Below are 21,634 nucleotides of genomic sequence, written 5' to 3'. Positions count from 1 at the left end.
TATTAATGAATCGCCAGGAAATTTTTAAACGTTATCAAGATTGAGTAAACTTATTAATCCTGATATATTTATTGAATCAGTTCCCTTAACTTACAGCAAAAAAATTCCAATACAGCACTTCCCGGTGTTATGAGGTACAATAGCAACAATTAGTAAACCAGTTTTTTAAATGTTGAGGATTCATTAAGTCGAGTGCAACTGAGATTACTGTATCAACCATTTCTGTTGTAGTTGGAGCAAAACTGCGTAAAAAAGATTTGAGTTGTGACCACCATAACTCGATTGGATTAAAATCAGGAGAGTATGAGGATAAACAAATAACTTTCGCACCTACAGCTTCAATCATTGGTACAATTGATGCTAGTTTATGGGCAGGTAAGTTATCCATGACGACTACTGCTCCTGTCCATAAATTAGGCGCTAAAAACTTCTCAATGAATACATCAAATGCTTGGCTATCCATTGAGTTATTCATCGTCATTAACGCCACTACTTTTTTAATACTAATTGCTCCAATTACTGTGACTTTTGCACCTCTATAAAATGGTTTTTGGTCGTAAGCTCTTGTTCCTTGTTGCGAACGCGCATGAGTTCTTGCCAGACCTAATAAAACTCCTGTCTCATCTAGGAATACTAAGTTATCTGGATCTATATCTCTGACCTGTTCCCAATATTCTACTCTTAGTTTTTGAACTCTTTCTGTTGCTGCTTGACTACTCCGCAATGTTTTTTTTTACGATTTAATCCTAATTTTTGTAAGGCACGACACATTGCACTTCGACCTACCCAATTACCAGTTTTGTCTGCAAATAATTCACACAACTCTATCAATGTTGCATCTGGATGTGCTTCAACTAATTCTCTTAACTCTATGTCAGCATTTGTCAGATGACTAAATTGTGGTTTTCCTCGCGGCTTTGGTTGTAAATTTCCTTCAAGTTTTTGTTGTTTTACAAGCTTTTGCACTAAACTCTTTGAGACAGAAAATATGTTAGCTACTTTCCTGATTGAGATATTTTTTTGAATATGTGCTGCAACTATTTTTTCTCGAAGCTCGATAGAGTATGACTTCATTTAAAAGTATTTATATTTTAACCTAGTGTACCTTATAACAGGCGGAAGCGCTGTAATAAATGAAATGTTAGGTATGTATGATCCGCAGAAATATAATCCTTAAATTTCGCTAATTGTAGATGACTTCTGTTCGCTATGGGAAATGGAAATTTTTCAGATTCAATCGGCTGAAACGTTTACTCTGTCTGTATTGTGGGTGACGGAAACTTTTACTCAGCTAAAAATTCTAAACCTGATACAACCTAGCGAATTTGTACTCAGATAACCCCAAAAATGACAATTCCCCACTGCGATCGCTGTAGGGAATCATCGGGTTATCTGGTTTGTGGCGAGGGCAGGGTTAGTCGTCATCTTCGCAATTGTTCATCAACTCGCGTAGGCGATTCGCGTAGGCGGCGTATGTTCTCAGGTTTTACGGTAAGCTGTGCGGGATTGGGTCAAATACAAACCTGATAGTCGTAATGGTTTTCTGTATCCAGGGTGATTGGGGAATGGAGAATGGAGAATGGGGCGATCACACTTCATACGATCGCTGTAATTAGTAACAGTGAAAGGTACAAAACCGCCCTTGTGAGGCGGTTTAGGCGTTTTTAGATAAAAAAGTTACCTTTAGTTCTAAAGTTTTACGATCCCTGTCATTTTCTTGATTTAATAAATCTGATATTTCTTGTAGTAGTTTTTCTGTACTTACATTTGTTCTGGAAGAAACTGTTCCGTCAATCGAAGTTATATCTACTTTTATTGGTGTAGCCATGTTGATTTTATATTTTAAATTGTTTTTAAGCATATTGTCTTTTTGGCTTTAATCTAATAGTAAAATTACTGAAATAATAGAGAAGTTTTGTTTCATCTGTACGCTGACTCATATTCCCGTTGGCATCGTGTTTTTTCAGCCTTTTTATTGTCGTGGGTAGGAGTGAGAGGGTAACTCTCACCTTCCTTTTACGCTGTGCCATCGCACCAGACTACAATCCGAAAATTAATAATATTAATTTTATCTTTTTGTAATTTCATTAATTTTTCTAAGCAATTCGTTCTTCTGATCTTCATTTATCACTTTAATCGTATGTTCTACACGAATTGTACCTAACGCATAAATACTGAACGGAGTACCTTCAGAACTTACGCATTGACAAATGAGACAAAAAATGTATTAGTGAGAAGGAAAAAAGAATAAGCGATTGCTAGCAGTAGGGGACTGAAAAGATAGATAATTTACACTGTCTCTATTGAGGGCATGGACAATCAGAGTAACTACCAAGCCATCCACTGCAAAGTGTGACCTCAACACTTACACTCTGTTTTTATTGGCAGAATCAAAGTATTCAGGCTGCACACGTTTAGCAGATATTATGGAAGATTTGTCTCATGATAGTGTCAATAGATTTTTGCTACGTGAGCGTTATGAGCCCAAAAGATTTATTTGATGAAGTTAAGCTGTATATCAATTTAGTAGGTGGTACATTAAGTGCAGATGATACCGTAATTGATAAGCCTCATAGTGACCCGAAATTAACAGAGTTAATTGCTTACATTTATTCAGGAAGGCATCATCGTATAGTTAAAGGGATTCAGCTAATTACCTTGTATTATACCGATTTATCAGGTAAATCTGTACCTGTAAATTATCGCATTTATGATAAACAAGATGGTCAGACGAAAAATGATTATTTACGAGAGATGATTACTGAGGTTTTGCATTGGGGTTTGAAGCCTCATGCTGTAACTACTGATGCTTGGTATTCTAGTAAGAAGAACTTAAAGTTCTTTAAAAACAAGGAATTAGAGTTTTTAACTGGGATAGCTAAAAATCGCTTATGTTCAGTTGATGGTAAAAATTTTACCCAAGTCCAAAATCTAGAAATTCCAGATAATGGTTTAATAGTTCATCTAAGAAAGTTTGGGCAAGTGAAAGTATTTCGGAGAATTTTCAAAAACGAAATTCCCAGATATTACGTCATGTATGTGCCTAACAAAGATATATTATTTTTAATTTCTTTCGTCGAGTTTAAGAAGTTACATTCGATTCATTGGGGGATTGAATGTTACCATCGAGCCATTAAACAAGTGTGTGGAATTGAGCTATTCATGGTGAGGACATCTGAGGCAATTAAAACTCACTTTTTTAGTGCTATCCGCGCTTTCACACAACTAGAATTAATACGAACTCAAGAGTTAATTGAAAACTGGTATGAAGTCCAGAGAAATTTGTCTCTTCAGGTGGCTCGTGACTTCATTCTGGAACATCTTGAACAAAAGATAGGCTTGAATACACATAGTCAGATTTCTGTCAATGCGTAAGTCCTGTTCTTATAGGATAAGTAAGTTAATGGTTGTGGGTAGATGTCGGGAAATGGGGTGAAAATCATCTTTCTCAACCACCTTCAGCGATCGCACTCAACCACCAAAACAAAACCCCGTGCTGTATGAAGGGCTACGGGGTGAGAATTGGGGTTGTGGGGGAATGGGTGGGGGTGAATTTTATTTCTAATCTATAATGCTTGCTCGAATATCTTTTAAAGTCATCATCAGTGTTAATGGTTCTATTGGTGATGGTTGAAACCCACGTTTTAAATAAAATATTTTGGCTTCTTCATCTTTAGCGTGAACCAAAATACATCTAACACCTGCTATTTGGGATACTGATAAAATACGAATAATAGCATCTTTTAATAAGCCAGACCCTATACCCTGTCCTTCCCATTTGGTATCGACTGCTAGTCTACCAATAAGCATACACGGTATAGGGTCTGGTGCGTTCCGTTTAGCTTTGCTAACAGCTACTAAATGAGTTACAGATCCGGTTGCTAAACAGTAATAGCCTATTACTTGATTTTCAACAGTTACCACAAAAGTTCTAGCCGTATCCCCCTCATTTTTCAAAGCTTTCTCCTTCAGCCAGTTATTCAAAGCTTCTGATTTAGATTTAAACTCTAATACATCATGCTCATGAGTAAGTGGGTGAGGAGCATTAATAGTTTTTGTTTGTTCTATCATTAATCCCAAGGCGATTTAGTCGTTAATAATTTACGAATTTCTTCGTTCGCTTTAGTGGTGAGTTCAAGATAGCAAGGAAATTTTGATATTTTTCCTCGTTTAACGCGAAGAAAGTTTTGTCACAGATGACTTTTTCAGCTTCTCGGCAGGCTACCTCTAACACAAAGTCAGAACGGTTCTTACCAAGAATCGAAGCGGCATTATCAATTAAATCCCGTTGTTGTTCTTGAACTCTAATATTAATTACTTGGTTACGGCCAGGGTTATCCATTTTAGAACGGGCAAGCATTGGGTATCTTCCATTTGTGTATCTCATTTAGCGTTGCTGAATTAAGTTTCAAGCTTAATTCAGCAATGCTTAATATCTAATATAGAACATTGTGTATACAACGTCAATACAAAATTTGGTGTTGACGACTGTTGTTAAATTACCGATACTCGCCTGCGCTATTGACTAGAGAGGAATTTTTTGGAAACCCAGCTGATAATACCGCTAAGAATAGCTCCACCCATGAGAATGCCGATCGCTGGATTAAAAACGGGTTGCCACAGTTTATGCCACAAATCCAAACCCAGGTTGACTCCTGCCGCATCACCGATCGCTGCGATCGCTAGCCAAGCAAAGCCAAAGAAAACCAAAAAAACATCTGCGACTAAAACCATGTTTAGCCAATTTAACAATTTATCTTTCATGATTGGAATGGGGAATAGGGAATAGGGAATGGGGAATGGGGATTGGGGAATAGAGAATTTGTATTAGCAAAACAAGGTAGAGATGAAAGAGACCATTCAAGAATTTTTCTTTGTCCCCTTGTCCCTTTGTCCCTACTCCCCAGCCCCCATCTTTTATCCTTCAAATAACCAATTTTTGACTTTTGTCAAACTTTGCCAATCTGGTTTTCTACTTAAACCGTCTTCAATACTATTTTTTATTTCATCACTCCATTCTTCATTGACAAAAATTAACTGTTGTGCTATGTCAATGTGTTCCCGCAAACCTTTTTGGCCTGTTTCCAGCATTGCTAAGGCGAGATTTATTCTCGCCTGGGGATCTTGTGGATTTAACTTGACTGCCTTCTGTCCAGCTTTATAAGCTAAGTTGGGTTTGTTATCGAGTAGATACAACCAGGCTAAACAAACCCAAGCAGCACTAGTTTTAGGAGCGCGATCGCACACTTCTTTAAACACAGGGATTAAAGATTCTACCGATTCTCCAGCTTTATAGCGTTCTAAACCTGTATCAAACAGGGATTCAACTGTATTAGTCATTGGTCATTGGTCATTAGTCATTAGTCCATTGGTCATTAGTCATTTGTCTTTCGTCACAATGACAAGGGACAAATGACAAATGACAATATTACACCCCAAATGACTTGCCGCAACCACAAGTTTGGTTAGCATTGGGGTTAGTGAATTGGAAACCACCGCCAATCATGGCATCACTGTAATCGAGCATTAAACCGTAGAGGTATAAAAGACTCTTGCGATCGCTGACAATTTTGAAGCCATCATAGTCAAAAACTTCATCCTGAGGGGTGATCTTGCTAGTGTCTTCAAAGTCCATCATGTAAGACATCCCAGAACAACCACCCTGACGTACTCCTACCCGTAAGCAGAAGTCGGTGCCTTGCTTGTCCCGGAGGGATTTTACCTGGTGCAATGCGGCTTCGCTCAACAGAATTCCGCGTTGTTGAGACTGAATTGCTTGTGTCATCTGCTTTTTAAACTCCTTAATTAGTCTAAGCGTTACCCTGTATCGGCTGATTAATGCCTGTGGGTTAGCGATCTAAAATCTTACCCATAGCTAACTTTTTCTTTTGGGAAAAAAGCTGGAAGCATCAGTAGCATCCAGTTCACAAGCTAAACAACTGTTCTAGCCGCTATGAGTATCGAAGTTTGTAAAACTTCTGTGTTTTTGTATTCATTCGTAACGGCTTAGATGCCGCTAGATGCCAAATTGTAAACACTCCGTTAAAAAGCAGCCAAAAATTTTTATTCTAGAATTGATTAGACTCTGTGTGTTTATACATTCAGTATTCTTAAAATTCAAGCCTTGCGGCAACCTGAGAGCAACCCACCCTTCAGGTGCAGCCATAAAAATTTCATTCGAGGCTAGATTTAATCCGACGCTAGCTATCCCCCAAAGTTTACTTCCAAATTGCTTCTTTTGATCTCTATGACAAGTTTTAATCGCTCTACCAAGTCGTCGGTTGAAGAAATTACCTCAAATTCCTTCTGTATGGGAGGGCGATCGCCGTCCGTTGTCATCACCAAGCCAGTACTCCAGGACTCAGAGTCCAAGGGAGAATGCATTCCTTTGGGTAGATTACTCCCAAGGTATTGTTCGAGGAATGGATGTCGTAGCTTCAGAGATCGGCCCAGAAGCAATCGTTCGCACCTTAATGCAAGCAATGGAGCATCCCCAAAGTCCGGCAAGACCTGCCAGACCCCAAAGAATTGTAGTCAAAGACCGCGAAATCCAATTTTACCTGCGGGGAGTGCTGCAAGATTTAGATATCGCTATTGACTATGCACCAGAACTGCCTTTAATTGATGAACTATTTCGTGGATTTGCCGACATCCTTGATAGTCAAACCCCCGACTTACCGCCACAGTATGCCCAAATCCTGCGAGAAAAAGCATTTGCGATTTGGCAAGCAGCACCTTGGGAATTTTTGGAAGAACAGCAAATTTTGTCAATCGAGATTAATAAGTGGGATGTTGGCACACTCTACGCTTCAGTTATGGGAATGCTGGGAATGGAGTATGGAATTTTGTTTTATCGCTCAGAAGAGTCTTTAAAACAGTTTCGCGCCGCAGTTTTAACAAATGAAGAATCAACGGAGCATTTAGAAGAAGCCTTTCTTAAACAAGATTGCCTGTTTCTCACTTTTGAGAGTGTTGACGAAACCAGTGAAGATGAGGATGAAGAAGATGATTTGGCGGATCTGCCATTATCAGAAATTGACCCCACTTTCGGTAATATCCACCCCTTAGAAGGACTAAGGTCTGTTTTATATGACGAAGAAGCACTGGTAATATTAGTGGCGATCGAAAGCCTGAGCCGCTTTATTCGCGATCATCGTCGCCAACTTCATGAAGATATCTTCTCTAGCCTCAGCCGTCGCTATCGCATTTCTTTGCCGCAGTCTGAAGAATCGACTAAATCTCTGCCTGTAACAGTCTCTACCATGCCGCAGCTAGCCACAGAATTAGAAGAAATGGCAAGCTTTGATCTCGATGAGCAGGAGATTGACAATGCTGATTTTCAACCATTGCAAGATGACTTGATACCAGAGGATTCCTTTCTCAGCTTAGGTGTAGTTTCCTGGGAAATGTTGGAGTCTCTACGAAAGGGAGTCAGCTACCATGCGGCTGGTGAAATCAAGCAAGTGGGTGACGGTTTGCCAGTGATTTTAATTCAAACTTCCCGGCCCAAGGCTAAAACTGTAATTGAAAGAATTGAAGCAGCAGGCGGACTGAGAGCAATTTGCTTTAACCCTGGTGCCGATCCCTTCGATGGCGATCGCTACGACCTCGGTTTATTACAAACTCAGAATGGCGAATTATTCCTATTTGGTGAATTTCTAGATGCAGATCCTATTCATGTAGAAGCCCGAAAAAAATGGAATCAACGGTGTAAAAATACTAAGGGCTACTGTGGCTTAATCATTGCTAAAGGGCTAACGGGAGCCTCCCGTGGCAATCCTCAGTTAAAAGATATGATGGCTTTGTTTGAAGCGCGATCGCTTCCACCTAAAGATTTAGGTCTTGGCACTCTTCAACTGATGCCCGAACTTAAATTTTGAATAGTTGCACGAATTGCCACAATCCTCAATCTCAACTTGTGGGAATGAGAAATTAAGTTGGATGTGTATCTAATTTTAGATATTGACTGAAACTGTATTATGCAAAGGTAAATGGGAAGATTTTATCCCTCTTCTCTTTACCAACTGAGTGTTGAGTGAAGTAAAAATTACTCAGAATTTTTGCCTCTGTATATGCCCGCCCCATCTCTTGTAGGCAGTCTATCAACGGGAGGCGGGGCATCTGCGGCTTTGCTCAACCCTCTTCATCGCATACCTATTAGGACGCAGCAATTTTTAATTCACATTTATATATGTCAATACTAATAAGCGACCAATCATTAGAGGTTAACTTTATCTCAATTTCATGAAGTACCTGTATTTTTATGGTTTCTCAGTAATTTTATTTTAGTTATTTACAAGTATAAATAACTAAAATTTATAGAAAATTATCTCCAAAGTTCAGTTTAATATAACCTAGCTGAGGCGCTTAGATTTATGAATCTTTTTTTAACAAGTTTTTTAGTTGCTATATATCAATATCATTAAGCAAAAGTTCAAATGTGCATCTGTTTCTTTGTAATTTTTTTATAAAGTATCAAGATTAGCTTGGTTGCCGTCTAAATGAAGATTATTTAAAGTGTAGAAATCATAGCTATAATAAATACATCAGTGAAAACAATGAAGTAGAAAAATAATTTTATGAGCATAGTTTACAAATATTAAATTATTGAAATCCAAATTTTCCCATTAGTAATTTATATCTTTAATTTAGATATAAAAAATGTTTGTTGTCAATTTTAGCACACTAAATGGCTAAGAATAATTTATAATTTCCAGACAAATAAATACAAACAATGGGAAAAATCTAATGCTAAGAAAACAGATTGTATCGACAGATTTCGAATACAAAATATGCAAAACTTTATTGCATCCTTACAAAAAGTTAGTGAAAAAACATGAAACAAAATTGAAATATTATTAGTCGTTAACCGTCAAATAACATCATATCCATGATAGGTTAATTTACCTGTGTGAAATTACAGATAATGTTGTTAAAATTTATCAAAGTTCTTCGCTGTTTATACCAAGTAGACTGAGCTTTTACTCCTTTTTTATAGCTACTTTATGGGCATAAAAAGCAATCAGCTTGATCAAGATAAGCAAAATTTATAACCGTTCAAGTAGCTTTTAACCTCTTGGTTACAGTAATGGATGCAGATAGGAGTTTTTTCTAGAGCGATCGCTTATTTACCTACTTTATAAGTGACTATCCACTATCCATATACATCGCTCAAAACCGCCTGGGGCAAGCATCTTAGCATGATAATGATTCTAAAGCTTTATTTTCTGGCTTTGTGCCAGATGTTCTCTCTAAGCTAGTTTAGCCAATTTGTTTAAGAGAGAAGGTCAAATGCTTTCAATGGAGAATAACTTTAGAAATCTTTATTAAGCCAACAGTAGGTATCTCAAATTCATTTATCAAACTTTATTGTCAGGCTTTACTCATGCTGTTAGTAGGGTTATTATCTTCAAAAGCAAGTATGTGCTATTTCAACTTTCACAGGAATAACAAATAAGGTGTAGTTTTTTGATTTTTTAGTAAATGATGAATACTTTGACAAAACAAACATTTTTAATATTAATGATATTACTTGTTTCGTGAGACAAACTCTGATAACCTTATCGGTTCACTCTTAAAGTTTTACTCTTTCGACCATCTAAATATACAGCAGATAGCATGATAATGACAAATAAAAAATGGGCCGTAAAACGTATAACAGTAAATCTCGCAACACAGGAAGCGGAAAAACTAGAAAAATATTGCCAACAAACAGGTAGACCGGCAACCGACGTGATTCGGGAACTGATTAGAAGTTTGCCTGTCTCCGACGACAGTAAAGATGCAAATAAGTAAGAAGTTAATTTCACTACTTATCGAGATAACTGCTTTGCTAGCAAAAAATAGCTATGATACTTTTTTGAGTCGCCGCTATGGACAAGAGTTTGTCTAGCTGATACAGACGCGTTTTTCTCGCGTCTGGTCATTTGCCGGGACTAAAAGAAGCGATCAAAGAGGTTTTAGTATCGACATTGCCCAACTTTAATATGCTGAAGGAGTTGATATTAAGTAGCAAATTCCGACACTAACCCAGTTACAATCTGTAAAGAAACTGAAAAGGAACGACGGAATGCGCGTTGCAATCGTAGGTGCGGGACTGGCTGGGCTAGCAACCGCAGTAGATCTAGCTGATGCTGGTTGTGAAGTAGAGATTTTTGAGTCTCGTCCGTTTGTGGGTGGTAAAGTTGGCAGTTGGGTTGATGGAGATGGCAACCATTTAGAAATGGGGTTGCATGTATTTTTCGGCTGCTACTACCAACTATTTGATTTGATGAAGAAAGTGGGGGTGTTAGAAAACTTACGCCTCAAGGAACATACCCACACTTTCATTAACAAAGGGGGGCGCACTGGTGGTTTAGATTTTCGTTTTATTACAGGTGCGCCTTTCAATGGCTTAAAGGCATTTTTCACTACTTCCCAACTATCGTTGCAGGATAAACTGCAAAATGCGATCGCTCTGGGTACTAGTCCCATAGTTCGCGGATTGGTAGACTTTAACGGGGCGATGAAAACCATCCGCAACTTAGATAAAGTTAGCTTTGCCGACTGGTTCCGCAGTCATGGTGGGAGTAATGGCAGCATTAAACGCTTATGGAATCCCATTGCCTACGCATTGGGATTTATTGATTGCGAAAATATGTCTGCCCGTTGTATGTTAACGATATTCCAGTTATTTGCAGTTAGAACTGAAGCTTCAGTTTTGCGGATGCTGGAAGGTTCTCCATCTGAATATTTACACAAGCCCATTCTGGAATATTTAGAAGCCAGAGGCACCAAAGTTTACACGCGTCGGCAAGTTCGAGAAATTCAATTTACATCAGACGAACAAACCCGCGTCACTGGTATAGTAGTTGCCCAAGGTGATGCATTAGAAACTATCACTGCTGATGCTTATGTCTTTGCCTGTGATGTTCCAGGAATTCAACGCATCCTACCCCACGAGTGGCGTAAGTGGTCAGAATTTGACAATATTTACAAACTGGATGCAGTGCCAGTGGCAACAGTACAGTTACGCTTCGATGGTTGGGTAACAGAACTCAACGATGGAGAGCAACGTAAACAGCTTTTGCACGCGGCGGGAATCGATAATTTACTTTACACAGCCGATGCGGACTTTTCGTGTTTTGCTGATTTGGCGTTGACTAGCCCTGCTGATTATTATCGCCCAGGAGAGGGGTCGTTGTTACAGCTTGTGCTGACACCGGGAGATCCGTTTATTGCCCAAAGTAATGAAGCGATCGCACAGCATGTCCTCAAGCAAGTCCATGAACTATTTCCCTCGTCGCGGGAGCTAAATATGACTTGGTACAGCGTGGTAAAACTTGCTCAGTCGCTCTATCGAGAAGCGCCAGGGATGGATGCGTACCGTCCCAACCAGAAAACACCAGTAGATAATTTCTTCCTTGCAGGCAGCTATACACAGCAAGATTACATCGACAGCATGGAAGGTGCAACTATTTCTGGGCGGCGGGCGGCAAAAGTGATTTTGGAGAGTTTGAAGAGATAAGGAACTGCAAAAGGCACAAAGAATGCGTACTCCTGCAAAGAAGCAAGCTACGCAAAGCATCTCCTAGAGAAGGAAGAAGAGAGAATGTCAGATTGGTTAGAGCATACTGTACAGGTAGAAGTAGAGGCTCCCATAGATTTAGTATGGAGCCTCTGGGCTGATTTAGAGCAAATGCCCCGGTGGATGAAGTGGATTGATTCGGTAAAAATTCCGCCAGAGAATCCAGATATATCTCTCTGGAAACTGAAGACAGGCAGTCTAGAATTTACTTGGAAATCCCGAATTCTCAAAGTTATTCCCAACCAAATTATCCAATGGGAATCGGTTGATGGTTTGCCGAACCAGGGAGCGATTCGCTTTTACGATCGCCACGGTAGTACTATTGTCAAAATGACCATTTCTTATGCTATCCCCGGCATTATTGGCAAAATTATGGATAACTTATTTTTGGGGCGGGTGGTTGAATCGACAATTCAAGCTGATTTGGAAAGGTTTAAAGAATACGCGCTGAATGTTAAAGCTAATTGATATAGATAGCAAAACAGGCAGTAGGAAACAATGGGTAAAAGTTTCTTACTGTCTTAAAGAAATTTTACAGAACTAATTGACTTTTTACAGTTAGGGCATTTCCAGAATAAAACATTTATCCTCCTAATTTATCAATTTAGTTTTGCCTACCCTCAGCACTTCATATGTGCTGAGGGTAAATTACTTATAGTTTACCTTTACCCTCCAATTTCTTCTCAAAATCAGAGGGTTGCTTTGAATCATCAGCCTTAACATAGGCAATCAAAGCAGTAGGCATTACTGTTTGCACATAGGGAAAACGACAGTCTTCTTGTGCAATAGCAAAGCCAAACCCGATACCACCCACGAGGATAGCAGCAAGCTGACGATTATTCAGTTTATTCACTATAGTTAACCTTTATTTATTAGTAATTAATAAAGCTGAGTAAGTCCCAGCCAACAAAAAATATAACATTAATTAAGCTACATAAATAACAGTGAGATCACGTAAAAACACTATTTAAACTAAAATAATCTGCGATCGCGCAAATTGTTCAGTATTAGTTACCACCTACTCAATCGCGTTAATGCACTCTACTTACTCTTGGTTCTGGAAGTAGATCACCTAGAGCTTCGTAAGCAATAATGAGAGACTCTAAAGCTTCAATTCCATTTGTCACAGCTAACTCATAAGTATACCCATGAGTCCGCCAACGTTGTCCTGGAAAATCGGAGAATCCTATTAAGAAGCAATCATCTTCATCAGACCATTGAAGAATCATTTGGTACTTAAGCTTACTCATCTTTTTCTTTCCCTTCTACTTCCTCAATTGCCTGTTTCACTTCCTTCTCTTGGTAGCGTTTAGCATCTGCTCCGTCTTTGCCTGAAATCGTGATTTTTCCACTGGGGATTAAGGGGGGTCTATTCGATTTATGCAAGAGGTCTATTCTATTGATTAGATTTTTGTTTATGCCTTGAGTTGTTTTAACTCAGGTAATATCCGGGGTGAAATAGTAGCCTGAATTTCTTCACCCATTTTTTGTTCAGCTAGTCTAAGCTCATAATTTTTTTGTAAATTTATCCATAACTCAGCACCAGTACCAAACCACTGCCCTAATCGTAATGCCGTGTCAGCAGTAATTGCCCGTTCACCATTAATTATTTCAGTAATCCGGTTTGTTGGTACATGAAGGATACGTGCTAACTCACTTGCGCTTATCTGTAATTCGTGAAGCTCATCAGCAAGAATTTTCCCAGGATGGATGGGTGGCCGTGCCATTTTTCTCTCCTTTAAGAATGATAGTCTGTAATTTCTATGTTGAAAGGTTTAGATTCTTCATCTACCCAATTGAAACAAATTCGCCATTGCTTATTTATTCGAATGCTACATTGACCTTTTCGATCGCCTTCTAAAGACTCAAAATGGTTGCTCGGTAGTTTCATCAGGGATTCTTTGCTAGTAGCAGCTTCTAATATATCAAGTCGTTTATATGCTTGATCTGTAAAAGCCTGAAACTCTTTTACCCTCTCACCTAAAGCAAACCGCTCCGTCCTTTTATCTTTAAACTTAGGATATTTGTCTGACGGAGACATAAATTACTAATGATAGATGTTATGCGTTACGTAACTCATAATTTAATATATTAACGATAGCACAATTAATATCCGCATAGCATATCAGTCCTTCAGGGTAACAGGGCGACATTACCAAGTAGGATCGCTAAACAAATTAATTGTTAATTCCTCGCGTAGTGGTACTCCGGTAATACAAGCGCGGATGATCTCTCCATCCTCTAATTCGACAGTGCAAGCGTGACAAGACCCCATGAGACAACCGGTGGGAATAAATACCCCAGCCCGGTCTGCTACATCTAATAGGGCTTCTCCCACTTCGGCATCTACTGTGACATCATCTGGTAAAAAGTGGACACGAACAATCATTAGTTATTAGTCATTAGTCATTGGTCATTAGTCATTTGTAAATGACTAATAATATTTTGATTGAAGAAATGTGCGATTTTTATGCACTTTAGTTTAAGACAAAAACGGAGTTAAGTCTAAATGACTTTCTACTTCAGTTGCTAGAGAGTCTAAAATCTGCTCTCGTTGTTCCCGGTAGTTAGCAACACCAGTGGGTAAAGATTTTAAACCGCGCTGTTGACGGAGGCGATTTAACCAAGCGCGTCGCCAAGGGCCGTTGTCAAAAAGCCCGTGTAGGTAACTTCCCCACACCGATTGGCAACTATCTACTAACCCTAAATTAATATCGTCAAATAGGGCATGGTAAGATTGTGGGTCTATACCTTGCTGTTCGATGCGCGATCGCCCTTGGTGGATTTCAAAGCCATTAACTGGCAAGCCCTGCTGCGGATAATTTGAGCTAACTTGGCGTTGGCGAGCAATTTTTTGACCTGTAATTACGGTTCTGATTGGTAAAAGATTTAACCCCTGAAATCTGCCTGCTTGTCCCTCTATCCCTTCTGGGTCAGCGATGATTTGACCGAGCATTTGATAGCCGCCGCAGATACCTAAAACTGTTCCGCCAGAAGCAGCATAGTTTTGGATAGCTTCTGCCATACCGCTCTTTTGCAGCAGTAGCAAATCAGCAATTGTGGTCTTTGTTCCTGGGATAATTACTGCATCAGGATGTCCTAAATCTTGCTTAGGACTTAAATATTTAACTGAAACTGTACTTTCTGATTCCAGTGGGTCAAAGTCGGTGAAGTTAGCAATTCTTGGTAAGCGGATGACGGCAATGTTGAGGTCAGTATTGCCTTTATTCGACGACGATTGACGTTCTAGCAGGTCAAGGGAATCTTCTGCTGGAAACATTTCTTGTAAGTAAGGTATAACACCGACAACAGGGATACCTGTGCGTTCTTCTAACCATTTTATCCCTGGTTCTAGGAGCGATCGCTGTCCTCGAAACTTGTTAATTACTACACCCTTAATTAGGGCGCGTTCATCTGGATCTAATAACTCTAAAGTTCCTACCACATGGGCAAAAGCACCACCCCGGTCAATGTCAACTACTAACATCGTTGGCGCATTCAAATATTTTGCCACCCGCATATTAGTTAAATCGCGGTGCTTGAGGTTAATTTCTGCTGGACTACCAGCACCTTCACAAACCACCATGTCAAATTCTGTTCCTAAATGCTGTAGCGATTCTTCAATTGTCCGCCACCCCAGTTCAAAATATTGCTCGTAGTAATCTGAGGCACTCACTTTGCCTACAGACCTACCTTTTATAATGACTTGAGATGTCATATCTCCTTGGGGTTTGAGTAAAATTGGGTTCATTTCTACCCAAGGCACGACTCCCGCCGCCCAAGCTTGCACTGCTTGGGCATAGCCAATTTCTCCACCACTGGCAGTGACATAAGCATTTAAAGCCATATTTTGACCTTTAAAGGGAGCCACTCGCCAACCACGCCGCGACAAAATACGACAAATAGCTGTAGTTAAAAGTGATTTCCCTGCATGGGATGTTGTCCCCACTACCATAATTGATTTCATAGTTGCTATAAGTTAGTTTTCAGGATACAGGGTGAATTTTTAGGAGTTAACAATTATATGGCAATCCGTCCATCAGTTAAAAAATAGGAGAGCAGGGAGTAGAGAACAGGAGGAAAATTCCTGTATAATTTATTTCCCTTGCAAGAGCAGTACCCTTTTCCTCTGCCTCATCTCTTTACCAGTACCATCAAAAGTTTCAATTAGATGATTATGGTAAAGACTTCATGAATAGATGTGACGTTTCCGTATATATTGTTCCCTTTGATTCCCTAATCCTAACTTTTTAGTTTTTTATTCTAAAAAAGTATCCGCAACCAACGAGTTACAGCATCGTATAAACGATCGCGCCATGAAGGAGTACGCCAGTTTTTTCCCTGGTATTGTTTCTACTAACTGACGTCCCAAGGGAGTGAGGCGAAAACTATCTGTAATCCCCTGTCCATCGACTTCTCGGCGTAATACACCCACTTGAATCAGCCAGCCCAAGGCGTTATCACAGGCTAATTCGGATAAAGGGCGCTTAGTATAGCCTTGCTTGAGTCCATTTTCTAGAGCGATCGCAGTTAATGACACGCTCTGGTGTCTCATGACTTCAAATAAAGATAGATTAAACGGTGAACACACTAGCGATCGCTCGGCTCTTTCTACTGTGCTTTGAGGATAGACAAAAATATTTGGGTTTTGGGAATCAACAGCAGGCATTGTATATGGGGAGAAATTTTTCTTCTAATAAAGATTAATTTAATATATTTTTTCTTGTAACAGATACCTCATTAAACCAAAATTAGTTACCTAAATTCTAGTTATGCTATTTTTTAGTAATTATATTTAAACATTATAAATTAATGTAAAATTTCAAGTGCATCAACAATCTGAAACAGGAAAGGTTAATTATGCCTCTAGCAGTTGGTACGGATGCACCTGCATTTACCGCCAAAGATACAAACGGCAACACAGTCTCGCTATCTGATTTGAGGGGAAAGACAGTAGTTTTGTATTTTTACCCCAAAGATGACACCCCAGGTTGCACCAAACAAGCTTGTAGTTTTCGGGATGCCCAAGCTCAATATCAAGGTAAAGATATTGTCATCTTGGGAGTCAGTGCTGATGATGAAGTCTCCCATCAAGCATTCACCCAAAAATATAATTTGAATTTTCCTTTATTGGCTGACAGTGACAAATCCCTCATCAAAGCTTTCGATGTAGATGGCGGTGGTTATGCCAAACGCGTCACCTACGTAATTGACCCCAACGGTAAAATTACCCATGTTGACAGCAGTGTAAATACCACCACCCATGCTAGCGATGTTTTGGCTGTACTTGGGCTGTAGTTTTTTACCTGATAACTAAGGATTTTTTAAAAGCGTAGTTTCAACCCCAAATCCTAGAGGGTTTGGGGTTCTTTATTAAAATTCAGTTACCAGATGCTGGTGGGACTGATGCTGGTGGAACTGGTTGTGGTATGACTAATGGCAAACCAGGGGTTGCTTGCTGTTGTTGACGACGTTCTATTAATTTTCGTTGATTTTCTCTAAAAGCATCTGCTGCTGAGTTTAGTTGTTCGTTTTGTTGATCAGAATTCCAGTTGAGAGTCCCGAAATTTGCCCGATGAATCAAGTCAAACATATTAAAGTTGTCTGAGTTTGAACGGGAAAAAGGATCGGTATTTTGGTCTGTTGTACTGTTACTAGGAAAAGCATCGGCTGGGCTGCTAACTTGAGCCGAACTGGGTTGAGCTATGAGCAAGGAAGCAAAGCTAATTCCTGCGGCCGTAACGACAAAGAGTCTAGTGATTTGTAAAAATGATTTTTTCATGGGATTTTGACCCTAAAATTGCTATATTTTATCTCTTTAAGCAAGAGTCCGCCGCAGTTGGGGTTGAATACTCAGCAATGCAACAACGGCAAAGCCAAACAAAACTAACAATGCTCCCCCAAAGGTAACATCACCCCAAGGAGCTTGCATGACTACGCTATTTAGTTCCCAACTACTGTGGAGATACAAATAGCGAATTGGTTCGATCGCATAGCTGAGAGGATTTAAAGTAGCCACAACCTGCAACCATTGAGGCATGAAGGATAGAGGTGCTAAAGCAGTACTCGCAAACAATAATGGTAGATTAGTGACGAAAATCACTGCAATCAATTCAATGTGTCCGGGTAGAGCGAAAGCTAAACCAAGGGAGATGGCTGTTACACCCAAAGCTAAGAGGAAGACAATTAGAGCGATCGCAAATAAACCCGTTGCATCTGGTAGTCCAGCCCCAATAAACGCTGCTGCTGCAACAATCACAGCAGCTTGCAGCAAACTTTGGCTGATGATAAAGATTGCTGAAGCAAAGACAATGGAAAACCGTGATGCTAACGGTGCTACCAGCAAACGATTCAAAAAGCCGAACTCGCGATCAAACATTACGGGCAAACCAGCATTCAGCGCCCCAGCAAAAGCTGTAAACACAATTACTCCAGCAGCCAAAAATTGTCCGTAATTTGTCGTACTGCCGAACAATCCCTTGGGGGCATTTTGAAATAATGCACCAAATAGCACCAACCACATTACAGGCTGAATAATTCCGGCAACCAATGTGGAGGGACGCCGTTGCAATTGAATAAACAAGCGACGAGTTAAAGCCAACGTCTCTTGTACCAATTCACCGAAAAAGTTAGGTGCAGGATTAGCATCTGCTTGTGGCGATGCTAACGGCTGCCAATTGATATCAGATTTAGGAGTAACGCTCATAGCAATTTTAGATTTTGGATTTTGAATTTTAGATTGGGCATTGGGCATTGGACATGATCTATTAGTTCTTCTCCCTCATCTCCCCATGCCCCATACCCCATGCCCCATTCCCTATCTCATATTCTGCTTTTTCTCAGCTTTAGGATCGCGAGTGGCAACGGCTGCTAGTTCTGCATCCATTAGTGTGCGTCCTGTAGCGGCGAGGTAAACGTCATCGAGGCTAGGGCGAGATTGGGCAATACCAAATATGGGCAAGCCAGCAGTATTCAGCGCTTGCTGTATGTTAATCAGGACATCATTTTGAGGTGTCACCACCAAGTTGAGGGAATTACCTTGAGCGCTGTTGATGATCACTTCTTGCACAAACGGCAAAGGTTGCAAGAGGTTTTTAGCTTTTTCTGCTTCCTCAATCGGGGAAAACTCACGGATTCGCAAAGTGATGCGATCGCCCCCTACTTGATCTTTTAATTGTGAAGGTGTGCCAGCAGCAATTACAACGCCGCGATCTATAATTGCCACGCGATCGGCTAAAGCGTCAACCTCTTCTAAGTAATGACTGGTAATTACTACCGTCGTCCCAGAGGCGCGTAATTTTCGTAGGAAATCCCAAACGACAAAACGGGTTTCTATATCAAGTCCCACAGTTGGCTCATCCAACACCAAAACATCCGGTGAATGGAGTAATCCAGCAGCTAAGTCTAGACGCTTGCGTAAACCGCCAGAGTAGGTTCCTGTCTTTTTATTGGCGTATTCTTGCAAACCGAGTAAATCTAATACCGTCTCGATGCGCTGTTTGGCTACTGCGCCTGGAAGGTGATAAAGTGCGGCTTGCAATTGCAGCAATTCTTTTCCAGTCAACACCTTATCTATAGCTACTTCCTGGGCTACATAGCCTAGTCGTTGTCTTGCCACCCTCGGATTATCTAACACAGAGATGCCAGATACTTCGATTTTGCCAGCATCCGGCGTGGTGAGTGTACACAAGGCACGCAAGGTAGTAGTTTTCCCAGCACCGTTGGGGCCAAGTAAACCAAAGATTTCTCCTGGTTCTACCTGAAAGGAAACATCTTGGACGGCAACTACTGTACCGTAGCGTTTTTGCAAATTTTGAATGAAAACGGCGGGAGCCATGACAGCTTATCCCCAACTATACAAATCTCAATAAAGTCTATCTTTATTGTAGAAGGTGGAGAGTGTTGAGAGGACAAAAATTAAATTTTCAGCACTTTCAAAGTTTTGAAGCTTGTGTCATTGCAACCGCTAATAAATCCCCCCATCGCCTGGATTTGTTGCAGATAGTCAAGAACGGGTTTGGTGATGACTTCTCCCGGCATTAACAAGGGAATTCCTGGAGGATAGGGACAGACGATTTCTGCACAGATGCGTTGATTAGTCTGTATCAAAGGTAATATTTCGCTGACAGCAAAAAAGGCTTCACGGGGAGAAAAATGTAAAGGATGGCACTTTGCAGTGAAAATATCCTGGCAAAGATCGCTTTTAACAGTTAAGTTGGTTCGGCGATATTCTTTGGCAAGAGTGGTAAAACTTTGTACCAGTTGCTCAATATCGGCTGAGGTGTTGCCTAAACTAATGATAAAGGTGAGATGTTGCAGTGAAGCGAATTCGGCGGTGACAGCAAATTTTTCATCTAGAATTTCATCTGCCTCAAATCCGGTTAAACCTAAACCAGAAACAGTGACAGTTAATCGTGTTTTGTCTAAAGCTACAAAGCCGGGAGATCCCCTCAACCCCCCTTGAGAAGGGCTTAAAACAGATAAGCCAGGAATTTGACTGATTTTTGTTCTAGCTTCATTAGCAAGTTGTAAAGTGCGAGACATCAGCATTTTTCCGTGGAGTGCCATTTGCTGACGCGCTGCATCTAAAGAAGCTAAAAGTAAATAACTAGGACTGGTAGATTGTACGAGTTGCAAAGCTTTACTGATGCGATCGCAATCTATCCTGTTACCTTGAATATGCAGCATTGATGCCTGTGTCATCGCACCGAGTACTTTGTGGATGGATTGTACAGTTAAATCAGCACCTGCGGCTAAGGCTGGAGTGGGTAATTCTGGATGAAAAGCAAAGTGTGCGCCGTGGGCTTCATCTACAAGTAGAGGAATATTATATTGATGTGTAATGTTGGCGATCGCACTCAAATTTCCACAAACGCCGTAATATGTTGGGTAAACTGTCAACACTGCTTTGGCATCTGGATGTTGTTGGAGTGCAGATTCTACAGCGTTGGGCGTGATGCTATGGGCAATATCTAAAACTGGATCGTATTCAGGATTGAGAAAAATTGGTATTGCACCGGAGAGAATTAAACCAGCGATCGCAGATGAATGTACATTGCGAGGCAGAATAATTTTATCGCCTGTGCCACAGGTAGCGAGAATTGCTGCTTCAATCCCACAGGTAGAACCATTGACAAGGAACCATGTTTGTGAAGCGCCAAAAGCTGCTGCTGCTAGTTGTTGTGCTTCTTGAATAACGCCTTGGGGTGCAAAGAGATTATCTAAATCTGCTAATTCGGTTAAATCAGCGCGAAAGACGGCTTTACCAAATAAGTCAGCTAAGGGTTGAGAAATTCCCTTACCTTGTTTATGTCCTGGGGTGTAAAAAGGTGCATGGAGTCTTCCTGCATTGGCTTTTAAGGCATCTAATATAGGTGTTTGGTTTTGATTGAGCATTAAAATAAACAAACCGTTAATGATAAAATTTGAAGTCTGTTAGGGGATATTCATAGACAATGAAATTACCCAACGGTGAACAAGCAGAGATTTCGACGGAAAAGCTTATAAGTTATTGTCTAAACCCAGAACATCCGAGTGGGAAACATAAAGCTAGAGTTTTCGCATCAATTCTAGGAATCACACTAGAAAACGCCTATGTTTTGCGTGAACTTATTCAAATAGCAGCAGTTTCAGGTGAAGTTGTTCAGCAAAGTACTACACAATTTGGTCAACAGTTTAAGGTAGATTGGATAGTACCTGATACAGGCGGAATCAGGCTGCGAACAATCTGGGAAACTACCACTAATAAACCCTATCCACGTTTGATTACTGCATTTTTGAAGTTAAATGAACAAAATTAAACTTTTGGATACTATTGCTACACTTAAGCCGATTCCCATTGAGAGATTACAACTAGTGGAAGAAGATTATACTTCTATCGAAAGCTTACCTAGTGGGCAAGTTGGGACAATTGTAGAAGTGTATGAGCAAAAAGAATATTATTTAGTTGAGTTTGCTGATACCCAGGGTTGCGAATATGCAATGGCGACTTTGAGAGCAGATGAAATCTTAGTTTTACATTATGATTTGGCAATTGCCTAAGTTTTTACCAAAATACTATGCTTGCGT

The 21,634-nt window shown here is 40.1% G+C and carries 26 protein-coding genes and 2 pseudogenes; 8 read left to right on the top strand and 20 right to left on the bottom strand.

What is annotated here, in order from left to right; genetic code table 11:
- Positions 1 to 127: 127 nt before the first annotated feature.
- From ANSO36C_RS12330 to ANSO36C_RS12320, 3 genes are all read right to left on the bottom strand, one after another.
- Positions 128 to 724 carry an IS630 family transposase gene (locus tag ANSO36C_RS12330; protein ID WP_251955950.1) on the bottom strand — a complete coding sequence of 199 codons (597 nt, stop codon included), beginning with the start codon at positions 722 to 724 and terminating at the stop codon, positions 128 to 130.
- A complete protein-coding gene (locus ANSO36C_RS12325; protein WP_251955951.1) occupies positions 682 to 1,074 on the bottom strand; it encodes a helix-turn-helix domain-containing protein in 393 nt (130 codons plus the stop codon). The genes ANSO36C_RS12330 and ANSO36C_RS12325 overlap by 43 nt, the downstream gene beginning before the upstream one ends.
- A 580-nt stretch (positions 1,075 to 1,654) precedes the next feature.
- A complete protein-coding gene (locus ANSO36C_RS12320) occupies positions 1,655 to 1,861 on the bottom strand; it encodes a hypothetical protein (protein WP_251959763.1) in 207 nt (68 codons plus the stop codon).
- A gap of 457 nt (positions 1,862 to 2,318) precedes the next feature.
- Here ANSO36C_RS12320 and ANSO36C_RS12315 point away from each other — a divergent pair.
- Positions 2,319 to 3,375: pseudogene (locus tag ANSO36C_RS12315) on the top strand (IS701 family transposase).
- 186 nt (positions 3,376 to 3,561) lie between these two features.
- Here the strand turns inward: ANSO36C_RS12315 and ANSO36C_RS12310 are convergent.
- From ANSO36C_RS12310 to ANSO36C_RS12290, 5 genes are all read right to left on the bottom strand, one after another.
- Positions 3,562 to 4,071, bottom strand: a complete 510-nt coding sequence (locus ANSO36C_RS12310; RefSeq protein ID WP_251959762.1) for a GNAT family N-acetyltransferase — start codon at positions 4,069 to 4,071, stop codon at positions 3,562 to 3,564.
- A 22-nt stretch (positions 4,072 to 4,093) separates the two neighbouring features.
- A complete protein-coding gene (locus ANSO36C_RS12305; RefSeq protein WP_251959761.1) occupies positions 4,094 to 4,360 on the bottom strand; it encodes a type II toxin-antitoxin system TacA family antitoxin in 267 nt (88 codons plus the stop codon).
- A gap of 158 nt (positions 4,361 to 4,518) precedes the next feature.
- A complete protein-coding gene (locus ANSO36C_RS12300) occupies positions 4,519 to 4,764 on the bottom strand; it encodes a hypothetical protein (protein WP_251959760.1) in 246 nt (81 codons plus the stop codon).
- A 153-nt stretch (positions 4,765 to 4,917) separates the two neighbouring features.
- Complete coding sequence (locus ANSO36C_RS12295) at positions 4,918 to 5,340, bottom strand: tetratricopeptide repeat protein (protein ID WP_251959759.1); 423 nt, start codon at positions 5,338 to 5,340, stop codon at positions 4,918 to 4,920.
- Positions 5,341 to 5,428: 88 nt separating this feature from the next.
- On the bottom strand, positions 5,429 to 5,785 hold the full coding sequence (locus ANSO36C_RS12290) for an iron-sulfur cluster assembly accessory protein (protein WP_012407303.1): 357 nt from the start codon (positions 5,783 to 5,785) through the stop codon (positions 5,429 to 5,431).
- A 496-nt stretch (positions 5,786 to 6,281) separates the two neighbouring features.
- Between ANSO36C_RS12290 and ANSO36C_RS12285 the strand changes: the two genes are divergently transcribed.
- From ANSO36C_RS12285 to ANSO36C_RS12270, 4 genes are all read left to right on the top strand, one after another.
- Entirely contained in the window at positions 6,282 to 7,880 is a 1,599-nt protein-coding gene (locus ANSO36C_RS12285) for a DUF6930 domain-containing protein (protein ID WP_410174694.1), read from the top strand.
- Between the two features lie 1,738 nt (positions 7,881 to 9,618).
- Positions 9,619 to 9,795 carry a ribbon-helix-helix domain-containing protein gene (locus ANSO36C_RS12280; RefSeq protein ID WP_179067046.1) on the top strand — a complete coding sequence of 59 codons (177 nt, stop codon included), beginning with the start codon at positions 9,619 to 9,621 and terminating at the stop codon, positions 9,793 to 9,795.
- Between the two features lie 274 nt (positions 9,796 to 10,069).
- Positions 10,070 to 11,506 carry a 9,9'-di-cis-zeta-carotene desaturase gene (gene zds / locus ANSO36C_RS12275; protein ID WP_251959758.1) on the top strand — a complete coding sequence of 479 codons (1,437 nt, stop codon included), beginning with the start codon at positions 10,070 to 10,072 and terminating at the stop codon, positions 11,504 to 11,506.
- An 84-nt stretch (positions 11,507 to 11,590) separates the two neighbouring features.
- A complete protein-coding gene (locus ANSO36C_RS12270) occupies positions 11,591 to 12,034 on the top strand; it encodes an SRPBCC family protein (RefSeq protein WP_251959757.1) in 444 nt (147 codons plus the stop codon).
- A gap of 184 nt (positions 12,035 to 12,218) precedes the next feature.
- Here ANSO36C_RS12270 and ANSO36C_RS12265 read toward each other — a convergent pair whose 3' ends face one another.
- The 8 genes and pseudogenes from ANSO36C_RS12265 to ANSO36C_RS12230 all read right to left on the bottom strand — a co-directional run bounded on the left by ANSO36C_RS12265 (position 12,219) and on the right by ANSO36C_RS12230 (position 16,235).
- Entirely contained in the window at positions 12,219 to 12,419 is a 201-nt protein-coding gene (locus ANSO36C_RS12265; protein WP_251959756.1) for a hypothetical protein, read from the bottom strand.
- 178 nt (positions 12,420 to 12,597) lie between these two features.
- Positions 12,598 to 12,816, bottom strand: a complete 219-nt coding sequence (locus tag ANSO36C_RS12260) for a type II toxin-antitoxin system HicB family antitoxin (protein WP_251959755.1) — start codon at positions 12,814 to 12,816, stop codon at positions 12,598 to 12,600.
- On the bottom strand, positions 12,809 to 12,952 hold the full coding sequence (locus tag ANSO36C_RS12255) for a hypothetical protein (RefSeq protein ID WP_251959754.1): 144 nt from the start codon (positions 12,950 to 12,952) through the stop codon (positions 12,809 to 12,811). The genes ANSO36C_RS12260 and ANSO36C_RS12255 overlap by 8 nt, the downstream gene beginning before the upstream one ends.
- Positions 12,953 to 12,981: 29 nt before the next feature.
- Positions 12,982 to 13,293, bottom strand: coding sequence for a HigA family addiction module antitoxin (locus ANSO36C_RS12250; protein WP_251959753.1), 312 nt, complete (start codon positions 13,291 to 13,293; stop codon positions 12,982 to 12,984).
- An 11-nt stretch (positions 13,294 to 13,304) separates the two neighbouring features.
- Positions 13,305 to 13,607: a type II toxin-antitoxin system RelE/ParE family toxin gene (locus ANSO36C_RS12245; RefSeq protein WP_251959752.1), complete on the bottom strand. Its 303-nt coding sequence runs from the start codon at positions 13,605 to 13,607 to the stop codon at positions 13,305 to 13,307.
- Positions 13,608 to 13,718: 111 nt separating this feature from the next.
- Positions 13,719 to 13,955 carry a 2Fe-2S iron-sulfur cluster-binding protein gene (locus tag ANSO36C_RS12240; RefSeq protein ID WP_251959751.1) on the bottom strand — a complete coding sequence of 79 codons (237 nt, stop codon included), beginning with the start codon at positions 13,953 to 13,955 and terminating at the stop codon, positions 13,719 to 13,721.
- Between the two features lie 93 nt (positions 13,956 to 14,048).
- Positions 14,049 to 15,533: a cobyric acid synthase CobQ gene (gene cobQ / locus ANSO36C_RS12235; RefSeq protein ID WP_251959750.1), complete on the bottom strand. Its 1,485-nt coding sequence runs from the start codon at positions 15,531 to 15,533 to the stop codon at positions 14,049 to 14,051.
- A gap of 296 nt (positions 15,534 to 15,829) precedes the next feature.
- A pseudogene (locus tag ANSO36C_RS12230) lies at positions 15,830 to 16,235 on the bottom strand (Npun_F0494 family protein).
- Between the two features lie 191 nt (positions 16,236 to 16,426).
- Here ANSO36C_RS12230 and ANSO36C_RS12225 point away from each other — a divergent pair.
- Entirely contained in the window at positions 16,427 to 16,864 is a 438-nt protein-coding gene (locus ANSO36C_RS12225; RefSeq protein ID WP_251959749.1) for a peroxiredoxin, read from the top strand.
- An 82-nt stretch (positions 16,865 to 16,946) separates the two neighbouring features.
- Here the strand turns inward: ANSO36C_RS12225 and ANSO36C_RS12220 are convergent, their stop codons facing one another.
- From ANSO36C_RS12220 to ANSO36C_RS12205, 4 genes are all read right to left on the bottom strand, one after another.
- Entirely contained in the window at positions 16,947 to 17,348 is a 402-nt protein-coding gene (locus ANSO36C_RS12220) for a hypothetical protein (protein WP_251959748.1), read from the bottom strand.
- A gap of 36 nt (positions 17,349 to 17,384) precedes the next feature.
- Positions 17,385 to 18,272, bottom strand: coding sequence for an ABC transporter permease (locus ANSO36C_RS12215; RefSeq protein ID WP_251960318.1), 888 nt, complete (start codon positions 18,270 to 18,272; stop codon positions 17,385 to 17,387).
- Between the two features lie 111 nt (positions 18,273 to 18,383).
- A complete protein-coding gene (locus ANSO36C_RS12210) occupies positions 18,384 to 19,403 on the bottom strand; it encodes an ABC transporter ATP-binding protein (protein WP_251959747.1) in 1,020 nt (339 codons plus the stop codon).
- Positions 19,404 to 19,483: 80 nt separating this feature from the next.
- Positions 19,484 to 20,962: an aminotransferase class I/II-fold pyridoxal phosphate-dependent enzyme gene (locus ANSO36C_RS12205; RefSeq protein ID WP_251959746.1), complete on the bottom strand. Its 1,479-nt coding sequence runs from the start codon at positions 20,960 to 20,962 to the stop codon at positions 19,484 to 19,486.
- Positions 20,963 to 21,021: 59 nt separating this feature from the next.
- Here ANSO36C_RS12205 and ANSO36C_RS12200 point away from each other — a divergent pair, with 59 nt between their 5' ends.
- Both ANSO36C_RS12200 and ANSO36C_RS12195 read left to right on the top strand, forming a co-directional pair.
- On the top strand, positions 21,022 to 21,366 hold the full coding sequence (locus tag ANSO36C_RS12200; protein ID WP_251959745.1) for a DUF6883 domain-containing protein: 345 nt from the start codon (positions 21,022 to 21,024) through the stop codon (positions 21,364 to 21,366).
- Positions 21,353 to 21,607: a DUF4926 domain-containing protein gene (locus ANSO36C_RS12195; protein WP_251959744.1), complete on the top strand. Its 255-nt coding sequence runs from the start codon at positions 21,353 to 21,355 to the stop codon at positions 21,605 to 21,607. The genes ANSO36C_RS12200 and ANSO36C_RS12195 overlap by 14 nt, the downstream gene beginning before the upstream one ends.
- Positions 21,608 to 21,634 lie beyond the last annotated feature (27 nt).

Origin of the sequence: Nostoc cf. commune SO-36, from assembly GCF_023734775.1 — a bacterium.
In the GTDB taxonomy this organism is placed as follows: domain Bacteria; phylum Cyanobacteriota; class Cyanobacteriia; order Cyanobacteriales; family Nostocaceae; genus Nostoc; species Nostoc commune_A.
Note: the sequence above shows the minus strand (reverse complement) of the source record. Positions and strands in the feature narration are given on the sequence as shown.

Coding starts and splice junctions, on each gene's coding strand:
- ANSO36C_RS12205 (WP_251959746.1), bottom strand. CDS start 20,962: ATGCTCAATCAAAACCAAACACCTATATTAGATGCCTTAAAAGCCAAT.
- ANSO36C_RS12250 (WP_251959753.1), bottom strand. CDS start 13,293: ATGGCACGGCCACCCATCCATCCTGGGAAAATTCTTGCTGATGAGCTT.
- ANSO36C_RS12270 (WP_251959757.1), top strand. CDS start 11,591: ATGTCAGATTGGTTAGAGCATACTGTACAGGTAGAAGTAGAGGCTCCC.
- zds (WP_251959758.1), top strand. CDS start 10,070: ATGCGCGTTGCAATCGTAGGTGCGGGACTGGCTGGGCTAGCAACCGCA.
- ANSO36C_RS12305 (WP_251959761.1), bottom strand. CDS start 4,360: ATGCTTGCCCGTTCTAAAATGGATAACCCTGGCCGTAACCAAGTAATT.
- ANSO36C_RS12310 (WP_251959762.1), bottom strand. CDS start 4,071: ATGATAGAACAAACAAAAACTATTAATGCTCCTCACCCACTTACTCAT.
- ANSO36C_RS12290 (WP_012407303.1), bottom strand. CDS start 5,785: ATGACACAAGCAATTCAGTCTCAACAACGCGGAATTCTGTTGAGCGAA.
- ANSO36C_RS12325 (WP_251955951.1), bottom strand. CDS start 1,074: ATGAAGTCATACTCTATCGAGCTTCGAGAAAAAATAGTTGCAGCACAT.
- ANSO36C_RS12245 (WP_251959752.1), bottom strand. CDS start 13,607: ATGTCTCCGTCAGACAAATATCCTAAGTTTAAAGATAAAAGGACGGAG.
- ANSO36C_RS12260 (WP_251959755.1), bottom strand. CDS start 12,816: ATGAGTAAGCTTAAGTACCAAATGATTCTTCAATGGTCTGATGAAGAT.
- ANSO36C_RS12215 (WP_251960318.1), bottom strand. CDS start 18,272: ATGAGCGTTACTCCTAAATCTGATATCAATTGGCAGCCGTTAGCATCG.
- ANSO36C_RS12295 (WP_251959759.1), bottom strand. CDS start 5,340: ATGACTAATACAGTTGAATCCCTGTTTGATACAGGTTTAGAACGCTAT.
- ANSO36C_RS12280 (WP_179067046.1), top strand. CDS start 9,619: ATGATAATGACAAATAAAAAATGGGCCGTAAAACGTATAACAGTAAAT.
- ANSO36C_RS12225 (WP_251959749.1), top strand. CDS start 16,427: ATGCCTCTAGCAGTTGGTACGGATGCACCTGCATTTACCGCCAAAGAT.
- ANSO36C_RS12300 (WP_251959760.1), bottom strand. CDS start 4,764: ATGAAAGATAAATTGTTAAATTGGCTAAACATGGTTTTAGTCGCAGAT.
- ANSO36C_RS12200 (WP_251959745.1), top strand. CDS start 21,022: ATGAAATTACCCAACGGTGAACAAGCAGAGATTTCGACGGAAAAGCTT.
- ANSO36C_RS12220 (WP_251959748.1), bottom strand. CDS start 17,348: ATGAAAAAATCATTTTTACAAATCACTAGACTCTTTGTCGTTACGGCC.
- ANSO36C_RS12195 (WP_251959744.1), top strand. CDS start 21,353: ATGAACAAAATTAAACTTTTGGATACTATTGCTACACTTAAGCCGATT.
- cobQ (WP_251959750.1), bottom strand. CDS start 15,533: ATGAAATCAATTATGGTAGTGGGGACAACATCCCATGCAGGGAAATCA.
- ANSO36C_RS12210 (WP_251959747.1), bottom strand. CDS start 19,403: ATGGCTCCCGCCGTTTTCATTCAAAATTTGCAAAAACGCTACGGTACA.
- ANSO36C_RS12240 (WP_251959751.1), bottom strand. CDS start 13,955: ATGATTGTTCGTGTCCACTTTTTACCAGATGATGTCACAGTAGATGCC.
- ANSO36C_RS12320 (WP_251959763.1), bottom strand. CDS start 1,861: ATGCTTAAAAACAATTTAAAATATAAAATCAACATGGCTACACCAATA.